This window comes from Cloacibacterium rupense (genome assembly GCF_014645495.1).
Lineage (GTDB): Bacteria > Bacteroidota > Bacteroidia > Flavobacteriales > Weeksellaceae > Cloacibacterium > Cloacibacterium rupense.
In genome coordinates, this window is sequence record NZ_BMLV01000001.1 from 449,086 (window position 1) to 471,006 (window position 21,921).

General features: G+C 32.4%; 18 protein-coding genes. 5 read left to right on the plus strand and 13 right to left on the minus strand.

What is annotated here, in order from left to right:
* Window positions 1–71: 71 nt before the first annotated feature.
* From IEW40_RS02060 to IEW40_RS02075, 4 genes are all read right to left on the minus strand, one after another.
* On the minus strand, window positions 72–758 hold the full coding sequence (locus IEW40_RS02060) for an energy transducer TonB (protein ID WP_188616414.1): 687 nt from the start codon (window positions 756–758) through the stop codon (window positions 72–74).
* A 147-nt stretch (window positions 759–905) separates the two neighbouring features.
* Window positions 906–1,970, minus strand: a complete 1,065-nt coding sequence (locus tag IEW40_RS02065) for a DUF2891 domain-containing protein (RefSeq protein ID WP_188616415.1) — start codon at window positions 1,968–1,970, stop codon at window positions 906–908.
* An 84-nt stretch (window positions 1,971–2,054) separates the two neighbouring features.
* The gene (gene pncA / locus IEW40_RS02070; RefSeq protein ID WP_188616416.1) at window positions 2,055–2,660 is read right to left on the minus strand and encodes a bifunctional nicotinamidase/pyrazinamidase; all 606 of its coding nucleotides are present in this window, start codon (window positions 2,658–2,660) and stop codon (window positions 2,055–2,057) included.
* A gap of 199 nt (window positions 2,661–2,859) precedes the next feature.
* The gene (locus IEW40_RS02075; protein WP_188616417.1) at window positions 2,860–4,002 is read right to left on the minus strand and encodes an acyl-CoA dehydrogenase; all 1,143 of its coding nucleotides are present in this window, start codon (window positions 4,000–4,002) and stop codon (window positions 2,860–2,862) included.
* A 123-nt stretch (window positions 4,003–4,125) separates the two neighbouring features.
* Here IEW40_RS02075 and IEW40_RS02080 point away from each other — a divergent pair, with 123 nt between their 5' ends.
* Both IEW40_RS02080 and IEW40_RS02085 read left to right on the plus strand, forming a co-directional pair.
* Window positions 4,126–5,895 carry an AMP-dependent synthetase/ligase gene (locus tag IEW40_RS02080; RefSeq protein WP_188616418.1) on the plus strand — a complete coding sequence of 590 codons (1,770 nt, stop codon included), beginning with the start codon at window positions 4,126–4,128 and terminating at the stop codon, window positions 5,893–5,895.
* A 99-nt stretch (window positions 5,896–5,994) separates the two neighbouring features.
* Window positions 5,995–9,378, plus strand: a complete 3,384-nt coding sequence (locus tag IEW40_RS02085; protein WP_188616419.1) for a starch-binding protein — start codon at window positions 5,995–5,997, stop codon at window positions 9,376–9,378.
* 81 nt (window positions 9,379–9,459) lie between these two features.
* Here the strand turns inward: IEW40_RS02085 and IEW40_RS02090 are convergent, their stop codons facing one another.
* Complete coding sequence (locus IEW40_RS02090; protein WP_188616420.1) at window positions 9,460–9,807, minus strand: phage holin family protein; 348 nt, start codon at window positions 9,805–9,807, stop codon at window positions 9,460–9,462.
* Window positions 9,808–9,847: 40 nt separating this feature from the next.
* Here IEW40_RS02090 and IEW40_RS02095 point away from each other — a divergent pair, with 40 nt between their 5' ends.
* Entirely contained in the window at window positions 9,848–10,288 is a 441-nt protein-coding gene (locus IEW40_RS02095) for a methyltransferase family protein (protein WP_188616421.1), read from the plus strand.
* Here the strand turns inward: IEW40_RS02095 and IEW40_RS02100 are convergent.
* Window positions 10,278–10,670, minus strand: coding sequence for a hypothetical protein (locus tag IEW40_RS02100; RefSeq protein ID WP_188616422.1), 393 nt, complete (start codon window positions 10,668–10,670; stop codon window positions 10,278–10,280). The genes IEW40_RS02095 and IEW40_RS02100 overlap by 11 nt on opposite strands.
* Before the next feature lie 6 nt (window positions 10,671–10,676).
* Complete coding sequence (locus tag IEW40_RS02105; RefSeq protein WP_188616423.1) at window positions 10,677–11,144, minus strand: hypothetical protein; 468 nt, start codon at window positions 11,142–11,144, stop codon at window positions 10,677–10,679.
* A 582-nt stretch (window positions 11,145–11,726) separates the two neighbouring features.
* Here IEW40_RS02105 and pta point away from each other — a divergent pair.
* The gene (pta, locus tag IEW40_RS02110; RefSeq protein ID WP_188616424.1) at window positions 11,727–13,820 is read left to right on the plus strand and encodes a phosphate acetyltransferase; all 2,094 of its coding nucleotides are present in this window, start codon (window positions 11,727–11,729) and stop codon (window positions 13,818–13,820) included.
* 12 nt (window positions 13,821–13,832) lie between these two features.
* On the plus strand, window positions 13,833–15,014 hold the full coding sequence (locus tag IEW40_RS02115) for an acetate/propionate family kinase (protein WP_188616425.1): 1,182 nt from the start codon (window positions 13,833–13,835) through the stop codon (window positions 15,012–15,014).
* A gap of 92 nt (window positions 15,015–15,106) precedes the next feature.
* On the opposite strand, the gene IEW40_RS02120 is transcribed toward IEW40_RS02115, so the two are convergent.
* From IEW40_RS02120 to IEW40_RS02145, 6 genes are read right to left on the minus strand one after another with little or no spacing between them, the layout of a single operon-like run.
* On the minus strand, window positions 15,107–16,720 hold the full coding sequence (locus IEW40_RS02120) for a UxaA family hydrolase (protein ID WP_188616426.1): 1,614 nt from the start codon (window positions 16,718–16,720) through the stop codon (window positions 15,107–15,109).
* A 13-nt stretch (window positions 16,721–16,733) separates the two neighbouring features.
* Window positions 16,734–18,197 (minus strand): tagaturonate reductase, encoded by a 1,464-nt coding sequence (locus IEW40_RS02125; RefSeq protein WP_188616427.1) that lies wholly within the window; start codon window positions 18,195–18,197, stop codon window positions 16,734–16,736.
* Window positions 18,198–18,205: 8 nt separating this feature from the next.
* Entirely contained in the window at window positions 18,206–19,729 is a 1,524-nt protein-coding gene (locus IEW40_RS02130) for an MFS transporter (RefSeq protein ID WP_188616428.1), read from the minus strand.
* A 10-nt stretch (window positions 19,730–19,739) separates the two neighbouring features.
* A complete protein-coding gene (locus tag IEW40_RS02135) occupies window positions 19,740–20,405 on the minus strand; it encodes a bifunctional 4-hydroxy-2-oxoglutarate aldolase/2-dehydro-3-deoxy-phosphogluconate aldolase (protein ID WP_188616429.1) in 666 nt (221 codons plus the stop codon).
* Window positions 20,406–20,411: 6 nt separating this feature from the next.
* The gene (locus IEW40_RS02140) at window positions 20,412–20,861 is read right to left on the minus strand and encodes a NanQ anomerase/TabA/YiaL family protein (RefSeq protein ID WP_188616430.1); all 450 of its coding nucleotides are present in this window, start codon (window positions 20,859–20,861) and stop codon (window positions 20,412–20,414) included.
* A 9-nt stretch (window positions 20,862–20,870) separates the two neighbouring features.
* A complete protein-coding gene (locus IEW40_RS02145; protein ID WP_188616431.1) occupies window positions 20,871–21,914 on the minus strand; it encodes a sugar kinase in 1,044 nt (347 codons plus the stop codon).
* Window positions 21,915–21,921: the final 7 nt, after the last annotated feature.

A 21,921-nucleotide genomic window follows, 5' to 3' on the forward strand; every position in this document is an offset into this window, starting at 1 on the left:
AAAATTAAAGAATTAAATAATAAAATCCTTCAGAATTTTCTGGAGGATTTTAATTTAATAAATTTACATATTTAATTTTTAGGGTCTTCGAAATCATAAAAATTTACAGAGAAGTTTAATGGGATAGTCATTCTAGATTTTATTGAAATACCATCTAATTTAGCAGAAATCCACTGACCTTTTGTTCTATTGAGAGCACGAAAAATATCTTGATTAAAAGATTCATTGTCAACTTTTGGAGTTATAATAGGATTCACAATTTCACCTTTCTCATCAACTACAAAATCTAGAAAGAGTTTACCGTTTACGTGATAATCACTAAATATTGCCATAAATTGATCGTGAATATCTTTATTCATCTTGCCAACTCCACCTATATATGTAACTGGAATATAAAATTTATATGGATTGTAGTTTTCTGTATAATTTTCTAGCAAATGATTAGGAACAAAAAACAATCTTATTATAGAATCAAAATGCTTTTCACCTACTTTGGCTGAAATCCATTTATCAGAATTTTTAAGTTCTTTTAAAATTTCTAAAGTAAAATCATAAGCACATTTATTTTTGTTTATATTAACCGAATCAAAATCTGTTATAAATTTTATTTTAGAATCCTTAGTTAATAATAATTTTGCATGATAAATTTCCTTTGTTTTACAAGTCGAAAGTTTTTTATCAAGACTTATTTGATGAATATCTTTATACAATTCAGTAACTCCTCCTTTATAAAACTCTTGTTTTTTTTGGAAATTCATCTAAAATTTGCGCTGTTAATAATCCGGAAAATAAAATAATTATTAATGATAAAATTCTTATATTCATTGTTGGTTTTGATTAAAAAATACATTTCATAAATTTAGAAAATTTCAAATAAATTTCAATTTATTTTCATAAAAGTCATATTACTTACTCAAAGCATACACCGCAAAACTAGCTAACCAATGATCGCCACCATAATTGCCTTTGAAAACCAAAGGCAAAGCATTTTCTAAAAATTTGGCAGAAGTTTCTTCTAAATGTTTTTTATATCGATGATTTTTTGGTAAAATCTTAGCAATATTTTTCATACACCAACTTCTAGTAAAACTTAAACCAACCAAGTGAACCGTTTGATAATCATTAATATCTGAAATAATTGGTAGTTGAGAAATATTTTCTAAGCTTCTTTTTTCATAAAATATATTAAACCATTTTACATATTCTTTTTGATGCAAAATTCTAGTCATTAAATCTGCAATTTCTAAACTTGGCGAAAAGAAATCACTACCATCTGGTTCTAAATAAGCTGGCGTTTTTTCGTCTTTTAGGTAGAAATATTTTGCTTTTTCTATCAATTGATTTTCAAAATCTTTTTCGCCAGTTGCTCTCGCCCAATCTATAGCAAAACTTAATGCAAATGCTGTATTTGGATGAACGCCAGTTCTATTAGGATAGGTTTGTTTTGGTAAATATTCCTTCCAAAGAGTAAGAATTTCATCCGTTAAAGGTTTTAAATTTTTGTGCCAAATTTTCGCTTTTGGATGGTCCCAAGTTGCCAATTCTGCATCTAATTGCAACAACCAAGCCCAACCATAAGTTCTCTCAAAACCTTTGGCAACTTGATATTTGCTGAAATATTCTGCTTCTGTTTTTATTTTTTCGGGTTGAAAAGAGCCTTCTAAAATATTAATAATTTCTTCTTTATTTTTAAGGAAAGGTTTGTTTTTCAATAATTTAATGAGCATCCAATGTCCGTGTACCGAAGAATGCCAATCAAAACAACCATAAAAACTTGGGTGCAATTCTTTAGGCGTGAGTTTTACATCAATCTCATTATTGATAACGTGTGCCGTTTTATTAGGATATTCTTGATTGATGCAGTGCAAGGGTTTTTCGGATAAACTGACAGCTATTTCGTCTGTAAGAGTTGGTATTTGGGCAGATAATCCTATCGAAATAAAAGTCAAAAACACAGAAAATTTCTTCATTATTTAAATTTTTCATAAATATAAAAAATTCCTACCCAAAAAATTGGGCAGGAAGTATAAAAATGATTGTGGTGTTTATATTTTCTATGACAAAATCGTCACATTATTTTCTAAAAGCTCTATAATAGCATCTTTGTAGTTTCCAGGTTTTACATTAACGGCTTTGGTACCTTTGTAATGAAGACAGGTGATAAAACCGGCTTTAGCTGAGTCTAAACAAGTGAATTTAACGCAATAATCTAAGGCTAAACCTACAATTTCTACAATTTCAATGTCTTTAAATTTTAGATAATCTTCTAAATCTGTTTTCACCAATTGGTTGTTATCTTGAAATCCGCTATAACTATCCACCTCAGGATTTTGACCTTTTTGAACAATGTGTGTTACTTTTTCTAGGTACAAATCTTTATGAAATTCTGCTCCGTAGCTTCCTTGTACACAATGGTCTGGCCACATAAATTGAGAATAACCGTTAATTTCTATACTTTCTCCTACTTTTTTGCCATTGTTACTAGCAAAACTTTTATGATTTGCAGGATGCCAATCTTGGGTAAGGATAATTTCGTCATATGTAGAGTCTTCCATCAAAAGATTGATGTAAGGAATAATTTCATTAGCATTAGGAACAGCCAATGCTCCTCCTTCACAAAAATCATTTTGTACATCTACAACTATCAGTGCTTTTTTCATAATATTTAGATTTGAATTTCAAAAGTAAAGACAAAAATCTATCCAAAGTAAAAATTGTGACAAAAGTTCTCGATTTAAGATTTAAGATTTTTGATTTAAGATGTCTTAAAATGAAAAAGCTCAGAAAAACCTGAGCTTTTAAAGTTCATTTGATTAAATTTTGGAATTCTATTTATAAATTCATAAATTAAAAATAGAATTATTTTTTAGCAATACTTCTAGAAATTACAATTTTTTGAATTTCTGAAGTACCCTCATAAATCTGCGTTATTTTAGCATCTCTCATCATACGTTCTACGTGGTATTCTTTTACATAACCATAACCACCGTGTATTTGTACAGCTTCTATGGTAGTATCCATTGCTACTTGAGATGCGTATAATTTTGCCATTGCTCCTGATTCTGAAATATCTAAACCAGCATCTTTTTCAGCTGCTGCTTTATAGCATAGCATTCTTGCTGCAGTTATATTCACGTGCATATCTGCCAATTTAAATGCAATTGCTTGATGATTAATAATCTCTGTACGGAACGCTTTTCTTTCTTTAGCATATTTAAGTGACAATTCATAAGCACCAGAAGCAATTCCTAGCGCTTGAGAAGCAATACCAATTCTACCGCCGTTCAAAACAGCCATTGCAAAATTAAACCCGAAACCGTCTTCTCCTATTCTATTTTCTTTAGGAACTTTAACGTCTGTGAACATAAGAGAGTGCGTATCAGAACCTCTAATTCCTAATTTATCTTCTTTTTTTCCAACTACAAAACCATCCCAACCTTTTTCTACGATAAAAGCGTTGATTCCTTTGTGTTTTTTCTCCACATCAGTTTGAGCTATTACAATGTAATATTGTGCATTTCCACCGTTGGTAATCCAGTTTTTGGTACCATTTAGAAGATAATGGTCACCCATATCAATTGCCGTAGTTTTTTGCGAAGTAGCATCAGAACCAGCTTCTGGCTCAGAAAGGCAAAAAGCACCTATAACCTCTCCTTTTGCTAATGGGACTAAATATTTTTGTTTTTGTTCTTCAGAAGCATATTTTTCTAATCCTGCACAAACTAGAGAATTATTTACCGACATTACTACTGCGGCCGAAGCATCTACTTTAGCAATTTCTTCCATTGCCAATACATAAGAAACACTATCCATACCTGCACCACCATATTTAGGATCGACCATCATTCCCAAGAAACCTAGTTCACCCATTTTTTTAACTTGTTCATACGGGAATTTCTGTTCGTTATCTCTTTCTATAACTCCAGGTAAAAGTTCAGTTTGCGCAAAATCTCTTGCTGCTTGCTGAATCATCAATTGTTCTTCTGTTAAATTAAAATCCATTTTACTTTAAAATTATTTTGCCCGTAAATATACATTTTTTAGGTATTTCTCTAAAATTGTTTGTAAACTATTTGTTAATTCTAAAAAAATGCTATTTTTACAAAAAGTTGAAATTATAAAAATATGACTGCAACAAGACTGTTTGATTTTGCGCATCTAGCTGCAAATAAGCATCCAAAGGATGATTTATTGGTTACTAAACAAAATGGAATTTGGAACAAAACTTCTACAAAAGAGTTTTTAAATAAAGGTAACAAGATCTCTAGGGGATTATTAAGATTAGGAATTAACCCTGGTGACAAAATTGCACTTATCTCTACCAATAACCGTACAGAGTGGTATATTATGGATTTGGGAATTTCTCAGATTGGTGCTATTAACGTTCCTGTATACCCTACCATTTCGGTAGATGACTACATTTATATTTTTAATAATGCAGAAATCAAATATTGCTTTGTATCAGACAATGATTTATATGATAAATTGGTACAAGTAAAACCAAATGTGGAAACGCTAAAAGGAATTTTTACTTTTGATGAAATTTCTGGCGCTCCTAATTGGCAAGAGATTTTAGACTTAGGCGAAGATGATGACAATCAACAAGAAGTGGAAGATATTGCTAAAACAATAAATCCTGAAGATTTAGCCACTCTAATATATACATCTGGAACTACTGGAAGACCAAAAGGAGTAATGCTAACCCACAAAAACATTGTTTCTAATGTTAATGCTTGTGCACCAATTATCACAGATGTTACTAAAGGGCTAGATGAACTAAAAAGTTTAAGTTTTTTACCTATTTGTCATATTTTTGAAAGAATGCTTTATTATCTCTATGTAAGCAATGGTTTCTCTATTTATTTTGCTGAAAGTATAGAAAAAGTTGGAGAAAACGTAAAAGAGGTGAAACCACAGATTATGACAGTGGTACCTCGTTTAATTGAAAAAGTATATGATAAAATTGTAGATAAAGGAGCAGAAGCAGGTGGTTTAAAATCTAAAATTTTCTTCTGGGCACTTTCTTTGGTTGAAAATTATGATCCTAAAAAGCCTAAATCACTAAAACATATTATAGCAGATAAAATTGTTTTCAAAAAATGGAGAGAAGGTTTAGGAGGTAATATATCTGCACTAGTTTCTGGTTCTGCAGCACTATCTCAAAGGTTAAATAGAATCTTTCAAGGTGCAGGAATTCCTATATTAGAAGGTTATGGGCTTACAGAAACCTCCCCCGTTATCTCTGTAAATAGTTTCAAAGAAATGAAAATAGGAACCGTAGGACATGTTCTGAGCAATTTAGATGTAAAAATTCAAGAAGATGGAGAAATAACTGTAAAAGGACCTTCTATTACCCAAGGTTACTATAAAGACGATGAGAAAACCAGAGAAGCATTTACAGAAGATGGATATTTCAAGACTGGAGATATAGGACATATAGACAGTGAAGGATTTTTACACATTACTGACCGTAAAAAAGAAATGTTTAAAACTTCTGGAGGAAAATATGTAGCACCACAAGTTATTGAAAACCTTGCTAAAGCTTCTAAATTTATAGAACAAATTATGGTAGTTGGAGATGGCGAAAAAATGCCATGTGCTTTAATACAGCCAGATTTTGCTTTTGCACAATTATGGGCACATAGAAAACACATAAAAATAGGTACTACACCAGAAGAAATAGCCAATTCGCCAGAACTAAAAGCTAGAATAGAAAAAGATATAGCTTATCTAAATAATACACTAGGAAAATGGGAACAAATTAAAAAAATAGAACTTACCCCTAGAGTCTGGACTATAGAAGAAGGTTTGCTTACTCCTACTATGAAATTAAAAAGGAAGGTTGTAAAAGAAGCGTTCTTTAATCTCTACGAAAAATTGTATGATAGAAATTAATAATGATATTTATCTTAAAAATCTAATTCTTATTGAATTAGATTTTTTTTTAAAATTACAATTTATATTTTTGAATAAAATTAAAAGTATCAGTTTTATATGAAGAAAATTCTACATTCCCTATTATTCCTCTCAGGAATATTAGGCGCTCAGGTACATACCACCTATCTGTGGCATATGCACCAACCAACTTATTGGGGAGAAAAAAGCAAAGCAGACCCTAACCGTTACCAAATGGTAAAAGAGTCTCAAGACCTTAAAATGTCAGGACAAAACACCTATTCTGACGGTATTGCACACCCTACCAACAATTTAGAAGAAATTTTTGGTTTATCAGACAGAGTAAATGCTTATCAGTACCAACCTAGAAATGCCGTAAATAGTATTAAGCATCTACCAAAAGCTGGTGCACAAATTACTTATGGCGGTTCATTAATGGAAAACATTAATTCTCTGGGGATTTTTAATCAATGGGGATACTCTACTGGATGGAAAAATGGTGTAAACGAAGCACACTCTTGGCTCACTTCTGGTGGTAAACCTAGATTAGACTTAATGGGTTTTACTATGCACCACACCCTTTCTCCACTTGCTTCTGATGAAGTTTTAAAGAAAGAAATACAAGCACACAAATATTATCAAACTCAACAATTTGGATATTTCTCTAATGGTTATTGGCCAGCAGAGGCATCCTTTTCTGAAAATATTATCAAAGTTTTAAAAGAAGAAGGTTTTAATTGGACTGTTGTAGCTAATTCGCATCTTGCCAGAACACTAGCAGATTATCCATTAGTGTTTGGAACCAATGGTTGCAATATAGACCCTCCAAACAAAGCAGATAAAGTAGAAACACTAGGAGTAAATTGGCATAACGGACAAATTGATGGACGAGGTGGTCAATTTGCAGCACCCTATTGTTTTACTCCTCATAAAGCGAAATACGTAGATCCTGAAACTGGCTCAGAACATAAAATTAATGTCGTACCTATGGCTGATTTAGATAGCTATAGAGATGGTTTTTCGCAACAAGGAACAGGTAATATAGATACCAATATCAACCCTTATCCAAATGCAGACGGAAGACCTCAATTGGTCTTATTAGCACACGATGGAGACAATGCTTGGGGAGGTGGTGCTAGTTATTACGGCGAAGCTGTATCTGGATTTTCTAACGAAGCAGCTAGTAAAGGATATGTTCCCACTACAATAGACCAATATCTAGCAGACCATCCCGTTCCAGAAAATGATGTTGTAAAAGTAGAAGATGGCTCTTGGTTTAATGCAGCCAATGATTGGGGTTCTCCACAATATATCAATTGGTTTTGGCCTTTATATGACCAAACAGACAAATCTAAATTTGACCCAAATGGTTGGACTGAAGATGTAAGAAATCAAGCCGTACTCTTTGCAGGTGATAATTATTGTAAAATGGCAGAAGAATTAAATGGTGGAGTTAATATTGCAGATGTAGTTTCTCCTACTTCTTCATCACCAGATGCTGCAAAAGCTTGGCATTTTTTATTACCAGGTTATGACAGCGGAAATGCCTATTACGGTTTAGCTTTAGATTTAGAAATTAAAGCAACACTTGCTGCAAATAGAGCTATAGAATATGCTAAAAAAACAATTAATGCTCACCCAAATACAGACAATACAAAACCATCTGTACTTATCCCACAGAGATATCCTTATAACCCAGGGGAAATAGGTTTTGGTCCGAATTATGGCTATCAACAAAAACTAAATAAAGCTGATTTTGCTGTTTGGACTCTTGCTTTTGATGTTTCTGGTATTCAATCTGCTGTTCTTAAATATAGAATTGATGGTGATGGTAAAAACCCTTTAAATTCTAATCAAAACGAAACATACGCAGGTGGAAGTGAAGTAGGAACATGGATTTCTACAAATATGAACAAAAGAATCATGCCTAAAGATAACATCACCAATAACCCTGAAGTATCTTTTTTTATGCTTCCAGATTATATTGCTGATTTATATTGGGCAGAAATTAATGGAATTTCTGAAAAACTTTTAGATTACTACATAGAAGTTACAGATACAAAAGGAAACGTTATCAAAACAAAAATTCAACATGTTTGGGTAGGTAAAAATCTAGACGTAGCTCCTAAAGTATCATTCACACCAGAAAACAATTATTCTGCAACAGCTTTAGATGTTACCATTTCAGCTACAGATTCTAATGATGCTAATCCTACGTTGTACTATACTATTGATGGCTCTAAACCTACAGAAAGTTCTGCTTCAGCAGTAAAGACTGTTACTATTAACATAACACAAACAACTACAGTAAAAGTATTTGCCAAGGATGCTGATGGAAACGTTTCTGAAATTTCTTCAAAAACATATTATATTGGCGCTGTTCCTAGCTTTACCGTATATTTTAAGCCTCCAACTTCTTGGACAACTGCACCAAAAATTCACCACTGGGATGCAGTTCCTACAGGTTCGGTTGCATCAACAACATGGCCAGGAAATGCTATGATTGCTAGTTGTGATGGTTGGTATCAATATACATTTACAGGAGTTTCTTCTACAAAATTAATCTTTAACAATGGAACTGGCGGAACTGGTAACCAAACAGCAGACTTATCTGCTAGCGAAACATCTTATTATGATGGGACAACCAATTCTTGGCTTACTACTCCACCTACTATTTCTAATCCTTGTCTTACCATTTCTCCAGCTGGAGGTACATTTAGCTCTGGAACTACCGTTGCTGTGAATCTGAAAGCTACAGATACTACAGATGCTAATCCTATAATTTACTATACAACAGATGGAAGTACGCCAAATGTATCATCTTTATCATTTGTATCTAATGGCACTTTAAATATCACCTCTAATACCACGCTAAAAGCTATTGCAAAAAATGCGTCTGGCGTTTTTTCAACAACAAAATCAGAAAACTACAGCTTTACAAATGCAGGTATTACTGTACATTTTAAACCTGACACTACAAAACCAGGATGGTCTGGTGTAACTCCAAAAGTATATTATTGGAATGTTGTAGGTGGCAATATTCCAGCAGCTACTTGGCCAGGTGTAAACATGATTGCGGATAGCAATGGTTGGTACAAATATAGTTTTCCAAGCGCTACTTCACTAAATGTAATCTTCAATAATGGTAACGGAGGTGTTGGCACTAATCAAACAGCTGATTTAACTGGTATAACAGCAGATTATTGGTATGATTGGAATAACGGTGTGGTTTTAGCAACAGATGAACTTAAGAATAAAGAAAAAATAATACTTTATCCAAACCCTGCTAAAAACAAATTAAGCATTAAAGCAGATAAAAAATTCCTGAAATATGCAATCTATGATGGTTCAGGAAATTTGGTAGAACAAAAAGATTTACAAAATAATCAAATTTTAGTTTCTAGATTAATCACAGGAATGTATTATTTAAAACTATTACAGACCGATGGAAAAATTGTAATAGAACAATTTATAAAAGAATAACAAAAAAGGCCTCAGTTATCTGAGGCCTTTTTTATATAAAATAAATGATTTATAATGCTAAAGTATTTATTTTAAATAATTTTAATTTTTATTACTAAACAATAAACTTTCTAAAATTGATGTAATAATAGATAAGGCTATACTAAAAATAAATGCCCACCAAAAGCCATCTACTTTAATACCCGTTGTAAAATGTGCTGCTAATAGTACAATAACTGCATTGATAACCAAAGAAAAAAGACCCAATGTAAGTATCGTAATTGGTAGAGAAAACAATGACAGAATTGGCCTTACAATTAGATTTAATAAACCCAAAACAATAGCAAAGATAACTGCAGAAGTAAAATCTGCAACATGTACACCGTTTAGAATTCTAGACAACAAAAAAGCTACAAGAGCCGTAATAAGAAGTTTAATAATGGTTTTCATAATATTTTGTATTTTTATACTGCAATTTAGATATAATTTTTTGAAAAAACAGATTTTTGCTACACTTCTTATTGTAGTACAGTTTAGCGCTATTGGTATTATAATCTATAGAACCAATCTAGAAGCAACTTTTAATTTTGGAAACGCTCTTGTTTTCTTAAGTGTTGCTATTGGTTTTTGGGCACTTTATAGCATGAGTAAAAGTAAATTTACGATTAGTCCAATTCCTAGGAAGAAAGCAGAATTAGTAAATAATGGGCCTTATGGTTTCATAAGACATCCTATGTATTTGGCAGTATTAATGCTTTGCTTGGGATATGTAATCCAAAAAACAGATTTCATCAATATACTCACTTATACTATTCTATCATTAAATTTGCTTATCAAGCTACATTGGGAAGAAAAACTATTAACGGAAAAATTTGAAAATTATAGATTTTATCAGCAAAAAACTAAAAAAATAATTCCATTTATTTTCTAGTTTTTCGGGTTTTAACTTTTACATCTTTAAATTCAGATAGCAGCCAATCTTCAATCTGAATGATAAAATGATTTCTCACTAAAACCATTTTTGAAATAAAAATCATCCCAACGAAAATAAATGCTAAAACCAAAGAAATAATCCCAAAGCTGGTAGATATTTTCCAGCGTTGTTCTTGGTCTAAAACCAGATTTATTTGTCTCGAAACAAAATCTAAAAATATTTTGTAATGCAAAGCACTCTCTAGCAAAAGTCCGATTCCCAAAACAAGAAAAGTGATTGCAAAAAGCCAAGAAAGTCCCCAAATCAAAAAGATGAAAAAAGTATTTCCTGAAACAGAAGGTTGAGTGTTTAAAATGTTTTGTAGTTCTTTTATTTTCATTAAGATTTATTTATAAATAAACAATATTGGTTTGTTTTTAGGAACGTCAAACTCATAGATTTGTTGTGATTTTGGTTCGTAAAATAACCACTGAAATGTAGTAATGTTTTTCTCAGGTCTATTGAAAATCCCTATCTGAGTATATTTCACCCCTTCCCAATCGGTCTCTTCTGTAGAGTAACCAAGTTTGGCATTCGGATTTTTTATTTGAAATTTTACATGATGAAGTGTACTTTTATCAAGATAGTATTCTACTATTTTTTCTATTCTCTTATGATAAACTAAACTGTATGTGGTTTTGTCTCTTTTTATTTTTAGTAATTTCTTAGGAAACACATTGTAGGTAAGAATTTTACCATCTTTCTGCAAGATAGTATCGGTTTTAGACACCTCTAAATTATTTTTTAGAGACGATTTATTTTCACAAGATATAAATATGAAAAAAGCTAAAAAAAGAATAAAATTTGTTTTCATTTTTATTTTAAAATTACAAATTATATTCTAATTCAATCTTCATTTATTGATAATAATTATTTGGATAAAGCAAAACAATTTTATTAGATTTGTAGTGTATAAATTTTAAGGGTGAAACATTAACTTTTATACTGCATGCCTCATCAATATTTGGTGAGGCTTTTTTGTGAAATAACTAAATTATTTAACGTTTTTTAACATTTTATATTGTTTTTTGATTATTTCTTTCAAATTAATAATGAACAAAACACAAAATTATTATGATTTATCTCATTTAACAATATATAGATTATGATTTTGAAAAAATGCAAGATATTTAAAGTTTTATTATTATTGATGAATATGTATCAATAATTAACCTTAATCAATTGTTTAATATTCATCAAATAAGCCTATAGGGCTACATCTATTGTGTAATTGACATTTTCAAATCGTGAAAATTCTTTTAAATTCTGATATTTCTCAATAGATTATTATTTTTAATATTCGTAATTTTGCAATGGTTTTTAAGGAGTAATATCTCTATACAAACTAATTTTCCATCATTCCGAAATAATAATTCTTTAAAGTAAATAAAATCTTATGAATAAAGCAATTTACATCACTACCAATGAGCCTCATAGTGGGAAATCTGCCATTACACTTGGCATGATGAGTATGCTCATTGGCAAGGCTACTAAAGTTGGTTATTTTAGACCAATTATAGAAGATACCGAAGATGATAAAATAGACAGTCATATACAAACCGTGATTGATTATTTTAAATTAGAAATTCCCTATGATGACGCTTATGCAATTACTAAAAGCAGATTGATTAAAGAAAAAAATAATGGAAATATAGATTCTGTAATAGACCTTATTATAGAAAAATACAAAAAACTGGAAGATCAATTTGATTTTGTCTTGGTAGAAGGTACTAGTTTTTCTGGGGAAGGTACTGCAATAGAATTAGATATCAATGTTTTGATTGCTAAAAATTTAGGTATACCCGTAACAATAGTTGGCTCAGGAGAGAATAAGACCCATGAAGAATTAATAGACACCCTAAGTCTTACTTACAATACCTTTAATGATAAAGATGTAGATGTTTTGGCCATTATTGCCAACAAAGTAAATGCTGATGATAGAGAAATAATTAAAGTTAAATTAAAAAATAATTTCCCTGAAACCACCCTCACTTACGACATACCTGTTGTAAAAAGTTTAGACAGCCCTACTTTTAAGGAAATAGTGAAAGAACTAGACGGTAAATTGTTATTTGGTGAAAAAAACATCAATAACCAAGTCGAAAGTTTCAGTGTAGGTGCTATGCAATTGAGAAACTATCTGCAACATATCACAGAAAAAGGACTTGTCATTACACCTGGTGACCGTGCAGACATAATTTTAGGAGCATTACAAGCAAACCAATCTATCAATTACCCGTCAATTTCTGGAATTATTCTCACCGGAGGAATTATCCCTGAAGATACAATTATGAAATTGATTGAAGGTCTTTCAGATATTGTACCTATTGCTTCAGTAGAAGATGGCACTTACCTCATTGCCAATAAGATAGGAGCTATCAAATCAAAAATCTACGCAGATAATATTAAGAAAATAGAAACCTCTATTCAGGTTTTCCAAAAACATGTGAATCTAGAAGAACTTTCAGAAAAATTAGTTACTTTCGAAGTAGATGGCATTACACCACGTATGTTCCAATACAATTTATTGAAACAAGCCAGAAAACAAAGAAAACATATTGTTTTACCTGAAGGAAATGATGATAGAATTTTAGTAGCTATCGCAAGACTTCAAGAAATGGATGTTGTAGACCTCACTGTAATTGGTTCAAGAAAAGAAATAGAAAAAAGAGCTGCTGAGCTCAAAATAAATCTTGATTATTCTAAACTGAATATTGTTTTACCTAATGAATCTTTGGATTATGAAAACTATAGCGAAACCTATTATGAACTAAGAAAAGAGAAAAATGTTACCCTTGCTATGGCTCAGGATTTAATGGAAGACGTATCTTATTACGGAACCATGATGGTTTATAAAGGACATGCAGATGGTATGGTTTCTGGTGCAGCACACACTACACAACATACGATTTTACCAGCACTTCAATTTGTGAAAACCAAACCTGATTGCAAAATTGTTTCCTCAGTATTCTTTATGTGTTTAGAAAATAGAGTATCTGTTTTTGGTGACTGTGCCATCAATCCTAATCCTACTGCAGAACAATTGGCTGAAATTGCTATTTCTTCTGCAGAATCTAGTATAGCTTTTGGTATAGAACCAAAAATTGCGATGCTATCCTACTCTTCAGGAACATCTGGTAAAGGAGATGATGTAGACAAAGTAAGAAATGCAACTGAAATTGTTCGTCTAAAACGTCCAGATTTAAAAATTGAAGGACCAATTCAATATGACGCAGCGGTAGATATGACTGTTGGAAAAAGTAAATTGCCAAACTCTGAAGTTGCAGGACAAGCTAGTGTATTAATTTTCCCTGATTTAAATACAGGAAACAACACTTACAAAGCTGTACAAAGAGAAACAGGTGCTCTAGCAATTGGCCCTATGTTACAAGGCCTCAATAAACCTGTAAACGACTTAAGCAGAGGTTGTACCATAGATGACATCATCAATACCGTAATTATTACCGCAATACAAGCACAAAGTATCTAAAAAAAATAAATAATGAATATTATCATCATCAATACAGGAAGTTCTTCTATTAAATTCCAAATGATTGCAATGCCTGATCAAAAAGTAATTTGTTCTGGCTTGATAGACAGAATAGGATTAGGAGATTCTAACTTAATTTATGACAATTCTAGAACTAAAATCCAAGAGGTCTTATCGATAGAAAACCATAAAGCTGGACTCAAAAAAATTGCAGAATTATTAGTAGATTCAACCGTAGGAGTTATTAAAGACACTTCAGAAATTACTGCAGTAGGTCACAGAGTGGTACATGGTGGAGACCAATTCTCAGACCCTGTCATCATCAATGAAGAAGTGAAAGAAAAAGTGAAAAGCCTATTTTCTTTAGCTCCTTTACATAATCCCGCCAATCTACAAGGAATCAATGTAGCTGAAGAAATTTTTGACAATGCTACTCAAGTTGGTATTTTCGATACTGCATTTTTTCAAACAATTCCTGAAGTAGCTCACAAATTTGCCATTCCGAATGAAATTTCAAAAAAATATGGAATCAGACAATATGGTTTCCATGGTACCAGTCACAAATTCGTTTCAGAGAGAGCTCAAGAATTTTTAAATACTAAAGAATCTAAAATCATTACCATTCATCTAGGAAATGGATGTAGTATTACCGCTGTTAAAGATGGCAAAAGTGTAGACCACTCTATGGGCTTTGGGCCAGCTAATGGCTTGATTATGGGAACTAGAAGTGGAGATATAGACCATTCTATCATATTTTATCTCAATGGATTAGGATATTCTTTAGATGAAATAAATGACCTTCTACAAAAGAAAAGTGGTATGCTAGGCTTAACAGGTTTCAGTGACTTAAGAGATATAGAATCCCGTGCAGAAGAAGGCGATAGAGATTGTATTTTAGCTCTAGAAATGAATGCTTATAGAATTAAAAAATTTATCGGAGCGTATACTGCAGTAATGGGTGGGCTAGATGCTATCGTTTTTACTGCTGGGGTTGGAGAAAATTCTCCATTTCTTAGAAATTTAGTATGTAAAAACATGGAATTTTTTGGTTTAGAGATTGATGCAGAAAAGAATGCGCCTAGATCTAAAGAGATAAGAGCCATTAATAAAGATACTTCTAAAGCTAAAATTCTAGTTATTCCTACCAATGAAGAATTAGAAATAGCAAAACAAGTTTTTGGTTTGTTGAATTAATAAGACTCAGATTATATAAAATTAAAAGCAGCTAGAATTTATATCTTGGCTGCTTTTTTTATAAAATGATTAACCGAATTATAATATAAATTTTACAAAGAAACCCCACGTTTCCAAGGAATGAAAACATCTTGTCTCTGTTGATCTGCTTTAGAAACAATTCTTCCGCTTGCAACTTCTATTATGTAATTGATAATATCTTCTGCTACATCATTAATGGATTTGGTTCCACTGATAATTTCTCCTGCATTTACATCGATAATATCATTCATTTTTTCTGCTAATTGTGTATTAGATGAAATCTTAAGAACTGGTGCAATAGGATTTCCCATACCTGTTCCTAGACCTGTGGTAAAAAGCACAACAGTGGCACCAGAACCTACCAGAGCTGTAGTACACTCTGCATCATTACCTGGTGTATTTAGTAAATTCAGACCACTTTCAGAAATATATTCTCCGTAATCTAGAACATCTACAATGGGAGCAGTTCCACCTTTTTTGGCAGCACCTGCAGATTTCATAGCATCTGTAATTAGACCATCTTTTATATTTCCAGGAGATGGATTCATATCAAAACCAGAACCAGCATCTACCACAGATTTTTCAAAAGCCTTCATCAAAGACAAAAATTTATTAGCTTTGGTTTCATCTACACATCTATCCATCAATTCTTGCTCTACTCCACACAATTCTGGGAACTCTGCCAATATTGTTTTCGCACCAAGCGCCACCATAATATCCGAAACTACCCCTAATGAAGGATTTGCAGAAATCCCTGAAAAACCATCAGAACCACCACATTCCAGACCAATAGTCAATTTTGATAAAGGCGCGGGTTTTCTTTCGATTTGGTTGGCTCTTTTAATGGCTTCATAAGAATCTTTGATTACCATAGGCAACATCTTATCTACCGTACCTATTTGTTGTTGTTCGTAAATTAGAATTTCTTTGTTGAAATTAGGATTTATTTCATTTAAAACTCTTTTGAAAATTTCTACTTGTAAATTCTGGCAACCCAAACTCAAAACAGTAGCTCCTGCTACATTAGGATTATTTACATAACCTGCCAACAGTCTCGCCAAACCTTCGGCATCTTGTCTTATGCCACCACAACCACCTTGATGAGTAATGAATTTAACTTCAATATTATTTAAAGTATTGTTTTCTTCAACAGTTTCTGGTTTAGGATTTTCGCTTTTATCATTAATTAAAGAACGAAGAAATAATTGATAAGGATCTTCTTTTTTAGGTAAAAGTTCTCTTTCAAAAATATCTTTTAGTTTCTCTATATTTTTATTTTCGCAGAAAACCAATGGGAAAAACAACCAAACATTAGAAGTACCAACTTGTCCGTCTTCGCGGTGATAACCAAGAAAGGTTTTATCTTTCCATTTTTCAACATTGGGAGGTGACCAAGAAAGTGTAGTTTGTTTTTCTGTTACTTTTTCGCTTTGATGTTTTACATTTTCTGTAGTAATTACTTCCCCTTTTTTAATGGGAAAAAATGCTTTACCAACCAAAACGCCGTACATCACGATGCTATCTCCTACTGCAAAATCTTTTTCAGCAATTTTGTGCTTCGCTTTTACAGAAGTTAATGTGGTTATTTCATTTCCTTCAAAATTAAGATTTTCGCCTTGCGAAAGATCTGTTAACGCAACAATTACATTATCCGAAGGATTTACTTTTAATAATTTTTTCTGCATAATTCAGAATTTTTTACAAATATTTTGCTTTGTAATTGGTGAAACCTTCTGTAATTCCGTTGGTTTCGATTTGTTGGAGTGCAAATTCTATTGCTTCGGTTAAGCCTTCAATTTGATTAAGGTCTTGTTCCCAAAACTCAGTATTTCCGAGTGTTTTTGAGACAACTTCATTCACATTTCCTGATTTCCAAGTTTGGTCAAAGAAATCTACAATATCTTGAGTATCTTTTACAGGAAGCTGACTTCCGTTCCATTCTTTTTTGTAAAAACGAATAAGACAAGCCAATGAAAAAGTAAGATATGTTGGTAATTTTTGGTTGATTTTAATGTATTCTAAAACGGTTGGCAATACGCGAACTTTAAACTTAGAAATAGAATTAAGAGCAATATCAGACAAAAGATGCTTGATGAATGGATTTCTGAAACGGTCTAAAACCTCCTCTGCAAATTGCTTTTTTTCTTCGCTGTCAAGCTCCAAAACTGGATTAATTTCATTAAAAATTACATTTGAAACGAAATCTCCTGTAAATGTATCATCTAAAGTTTCTCTTACGGTTTCGTTACCATACATTATAGAAAAAGGAACCATTGCAGTATGCGCACCGTTCAGAATTCTTACTTTTCTGGTTCTGTAAGGCTGCATATCTTTCACAATTTTTACATCTAAATCAATTTTGTGAAATGGTATTTTTTCTTTTAGTTTATCATCTCCTTCAATCACCCAAAGGAAAAATGGTTCTGCAGTAACTAAGATATTATCTTGATAATCTATTTTGCTATTGTATTCCTCTATTTCGTTTCTAGGATACCCTGGTACAATCCTGTCAACCAACGTATTATGAAATGTACAAGCTTCATTCAGCCAATTTCTAAAATCTGCTTCTAGATTCCAAAGGTCACAATATTGAAGCAATACTTTCTTGAGCGTATCTGCATTGTAATTAATTAATTCACAAGGAATTATCGCTAAACCTTTAGAAATATCTCCCTTGAAAAAACAATATCTTTCGTATAGAAAAACGGCTAGTTTTGCAGGGAAAGATTTCGGAGGTTTCATATCAGGAATGTCAGAATCTATAAATTCTATACCAGCTTCTGTGGTATTAGAAATTACAAATTCTAAAGAATCTGCTTTTGCAATCTCTAGATAATCCTGAAAATTTTTATAAGGATTTACACATTTTACGATATTATCTATTAAATAAATATCTTGTATGGGTTGTTTGTTTTTGATTCCGTTAAGAAAAAGAGTGTACAGACCATCTTGTTTTTCGATTAAATCTACCATACCTCCTTCTAATGGTTGCACTACGGCAATTCCTGCATTAAAAGACAGTTCATTATTAAGTCTATAAAAGGCATAATCTACGAAAGCTCTCAAGAAATTACCTTCTCCGAACTGAAGAACTTTTATAGGATATTGTTGTTCTTTTCCTATAAAATTTCTATTTAAAAGTTGTTTAGTTTTAGTTTCCATACCGATTTTTATTTAATAACTTGATATTTAGGTACTAGAGATTTCATCACAAACCAAGCGATTAGGTATGCAACTGCACAAATAGAGAAAATAATCATATATCCTTTATTTATACCATCTGAAATTACTGCACCTGATTTTTGTAAATCTTCAAAAAAATGATCAGGAATTCTCTCTGTAGCAAATTTTGGAAATTTCTGTAATAGAGGGATTCCATCTACTGTAGTCCAAGTTTTGTGAGCATAATCAAAAAGCACTCCAGAACCTTTATTGATGATGAAAGACCCAATTCCACCTGCCATACCACCAATTCCTGTTACAGTAGCAATTGCTTTTTTAGGAAACATATCTCCAACGGTAGAAAAAATATTGGCAGACCAAGCTTGGTGTGCTGCACCTGCAATGCCAATAATAGTTACCGGAATCCAATAAGTAATTTCTCCGCCTGGTTGCGCAAAAAGTGCCAATAAAGGGAAAAATGCAAAAATGAGCATTGCCTTCATTCTACCACTATAAGGATTTAGTTTTAACTTATCTACAAAATATTTTGGCAACCAACCTCCAATAATAGACAAGAGCGTAATCATATATAAAACAAACAGAGGAAAAGCACTTTGCGTACTGTCCATTTTATAAACTGAACTTAGATAAGCTGGTGTCCAAAATAGATAAAACCACCACACTCCATCTGTCATAAATTTGCCAAAAGCAAATGCCAAAGTCTGTCTATAGGTAAAGCATTGTTTTAGAGTAAATTTTGTAGTATCTTCTTCGTTAGAATCTTTTACATCATCCTGATCCTGTTGTATATAGGCAAGTTCTACATGGTTTACTTTTGGGTGTACATGCGGTTTTTTGTAATAAAAAATCCATAATCCCATCCATAAAAAACCTAAAGCACCTATAATAATAAATGCCATTTCCCAACCTAAAGCTTTTGCAATGAACGGAATCGTGAGTGGAGCAGCTAAAGCACCTACAGTAGCACCAGCATTAAAAATACTAGTCGCAAGAGCTCTATCTTTTTTAGGAAAGTATTCTGCAGTTGTTTTAATAGCTGCCGGAAAATTACCTGCTTCACCAATAGCTAAGATAAGTCTAGCAAAAATAAAAAGTGCCACACTGGTATTTACAATCAATGAGATATTATCTACTTTGGCAATTAAATCTTTAGCTTCAGCGAAGCTTACCAACCAATTACCTGTAATAATTCCAGATGTAGCAATTCCACAAAAAGCATGTAACACAGCACCAATAGACCAAATTCCTATTGCCCAAAGAAAACCCTTTTTGGTATCCATCCAATCTACAAATTTGCCTGCAAAAAGCATACTTATAGCATAGAATATAGAAAAAAGTGCAGTTATATTACCATAATCATTGTTTGTCCAATGAAATTCGGGTTCTATAAAATCTTTCCAAGTGAGAGATAGTACTTGCCTGTCTAGATAATTCACGGTAGTAGCGAAAAATAGCAAGCCAACAATAGTCCATCTAAAATGGGTCGACTTTTGGGTTGATGCTTGTTCCATAATTTTATTTTTATGAATTTTTAATGGATTTTATAACTTCCAAAACTTTTTTGGTTTCTTCTTCTATGGTAGCATAATCTTGGTCTGCCATTAGTTTTTTACTAATCAGCTTACTACCCATTCCTACCGCAGAAACGCCTGCTTTGTACCAACTTTCTATGCTTTCTTTGGTGGTATCTACTCCACCTGTTGGCATAAATTTTAGATGAGGGAAAATATCTTTTATTCCGCTTAAAAATTCTGGACCTAGCATATTTCCTGGGAATAATTTTATGAATTTGATACCTGCATTTTCAGTAGTTATAATTTCTGTAGGCGTCATACAACCTGGACTATAAAACAAATCTTTAGCCACTAAATAAGAAGCTACTTCTGGTACAAATCCTGGACTGATGTAGAAATCTGCTCCTGCTTTTTCAAAATCTTTGGCTTGTTCTAAAGTTTTGATGGTTCCTACACCTAAAAGCAAGTCTGGCATTTCGGCATTTCTGATTTCTACCATTTTGGTAAAATTCTTAAGAGCAGCTTCACCACGATTGGTGTATTCTATAGCGCGGATTCCTGCTTTATATACAGATTTTAAAATTTCTATAGTAACTGTTTCGTCTGCATTGAAATACAATGGAAGAATCCCTTGATTTACAATAGCTTCTGAAACTTTTTGCGAATTATTCATTTTAAATTATATTTTTACTTTAAAAACTATTTTTTTGATGATATCATTACCAATCATAGGTGCGTGCACATCATTAGGATAAAAAATTACAAACTGATTATCTGTTAATTGAAAGTACATATCTGGTGAATCTTTGTAAAAACGAACATCTTTTTCAGGGTTATAATCTCCATTAGGAAGGGTGCATTTTTCTCTTGGTTTCCAGCCGATATTTTCTACTCCTTTCACACAAAATTGAATGTCTATATTTTGGTCGTGGCATTCAAATTTTGATAGACTTTCTTCTGGAGTTTTGCCTTTTTTACTGCTTACAATAACTTTTAAACCACCTCCCAAGTCTGTAGTTCCGTCTTCGAGGGCGTTAAGATCTTCATTTTTAAGATAATCAAAAGCTCTTGCAAACAACGGGTGTAAATTGGTATATAGAGTGGCGTTTTTTAGGGAATCTATAATCATAATTTCTAATTATCTAACTACTCTACCAGAAGCGTCTCCGCCCATTAATTTAGTTACTTCATCTACTGATACAAGATTTGCATCACCTTTTATGGTATGTTTAAGACAAGATGCTGCTACAGCAAAATCTAACGCTCTTTGGTCATCATTTGGATAGGTTAAAAGTCCGTAGATTAAACCTCCCATAAATGAATCTCCACCACCTACTCTATCTACAATATCTGTAATTTGATACTGACGGGTTTGTAGCATTTCTTTGCCATCATATAAAACGCCTGCCCAAGTATTATGAGACGCAGAAATAGAACCTCTAAGCGTAGTAATTACTTTTTTAGCTCTTGGGAATTTTTTCATCATTTGCTGACAAACTGATAAAAATGCTTCCGCTTTTACATCGTGACCGTGAGTTTGTACTGCTGCACCATCTGGTTTAATCCCAAAGTGCATTTCTGCATCTTCTTCGTTTCCTAAAATTACATCGCAATATGAGGTAAGTTCTGTCATAATAGCTTCTCTATCACCACCATATTTCCAAAGTTTTGCACGGTAATTCAAATCTGTAGAAATGGTAACTCCTAATCTGCTTGCTACTTTTACAGCTTCTAAACAAGCATCTGCTGAACTCTGAGAAATAGCTGGTGTAATCCCTGTCCAGTGGAACCATTCTACTCCTTCAAAAACTTTTTCCCAATCTACCATTCCTGGTTTTATTTCGGACATTGCAGAGTGAGCTCTATCATACACTACCTTACTTCCTCTGCTTACTGCGCCAGTTTCTAAGAAATAAATCCCAAGACGATCTCCTCCCCAAACTATATTTTCTACACCTACTCCTCTTTTTCTCATTTCCATCATTGCGCATTCTCCGATATCATTTTTTGGTAAACGAGTTACAAAATCTACTGGAATCCCAAAATTAGCCAATGATACTGCTACGTTAGACTCTCCTCCTCCATAGACTACATCAAAATTGTCTGCCTGAGAAAATCTTAAAAAACCTTGTGGTGCTAATCTTAACATAATTTCACCAAATGTTACTACTCTTTTTGCCATTGTTAAA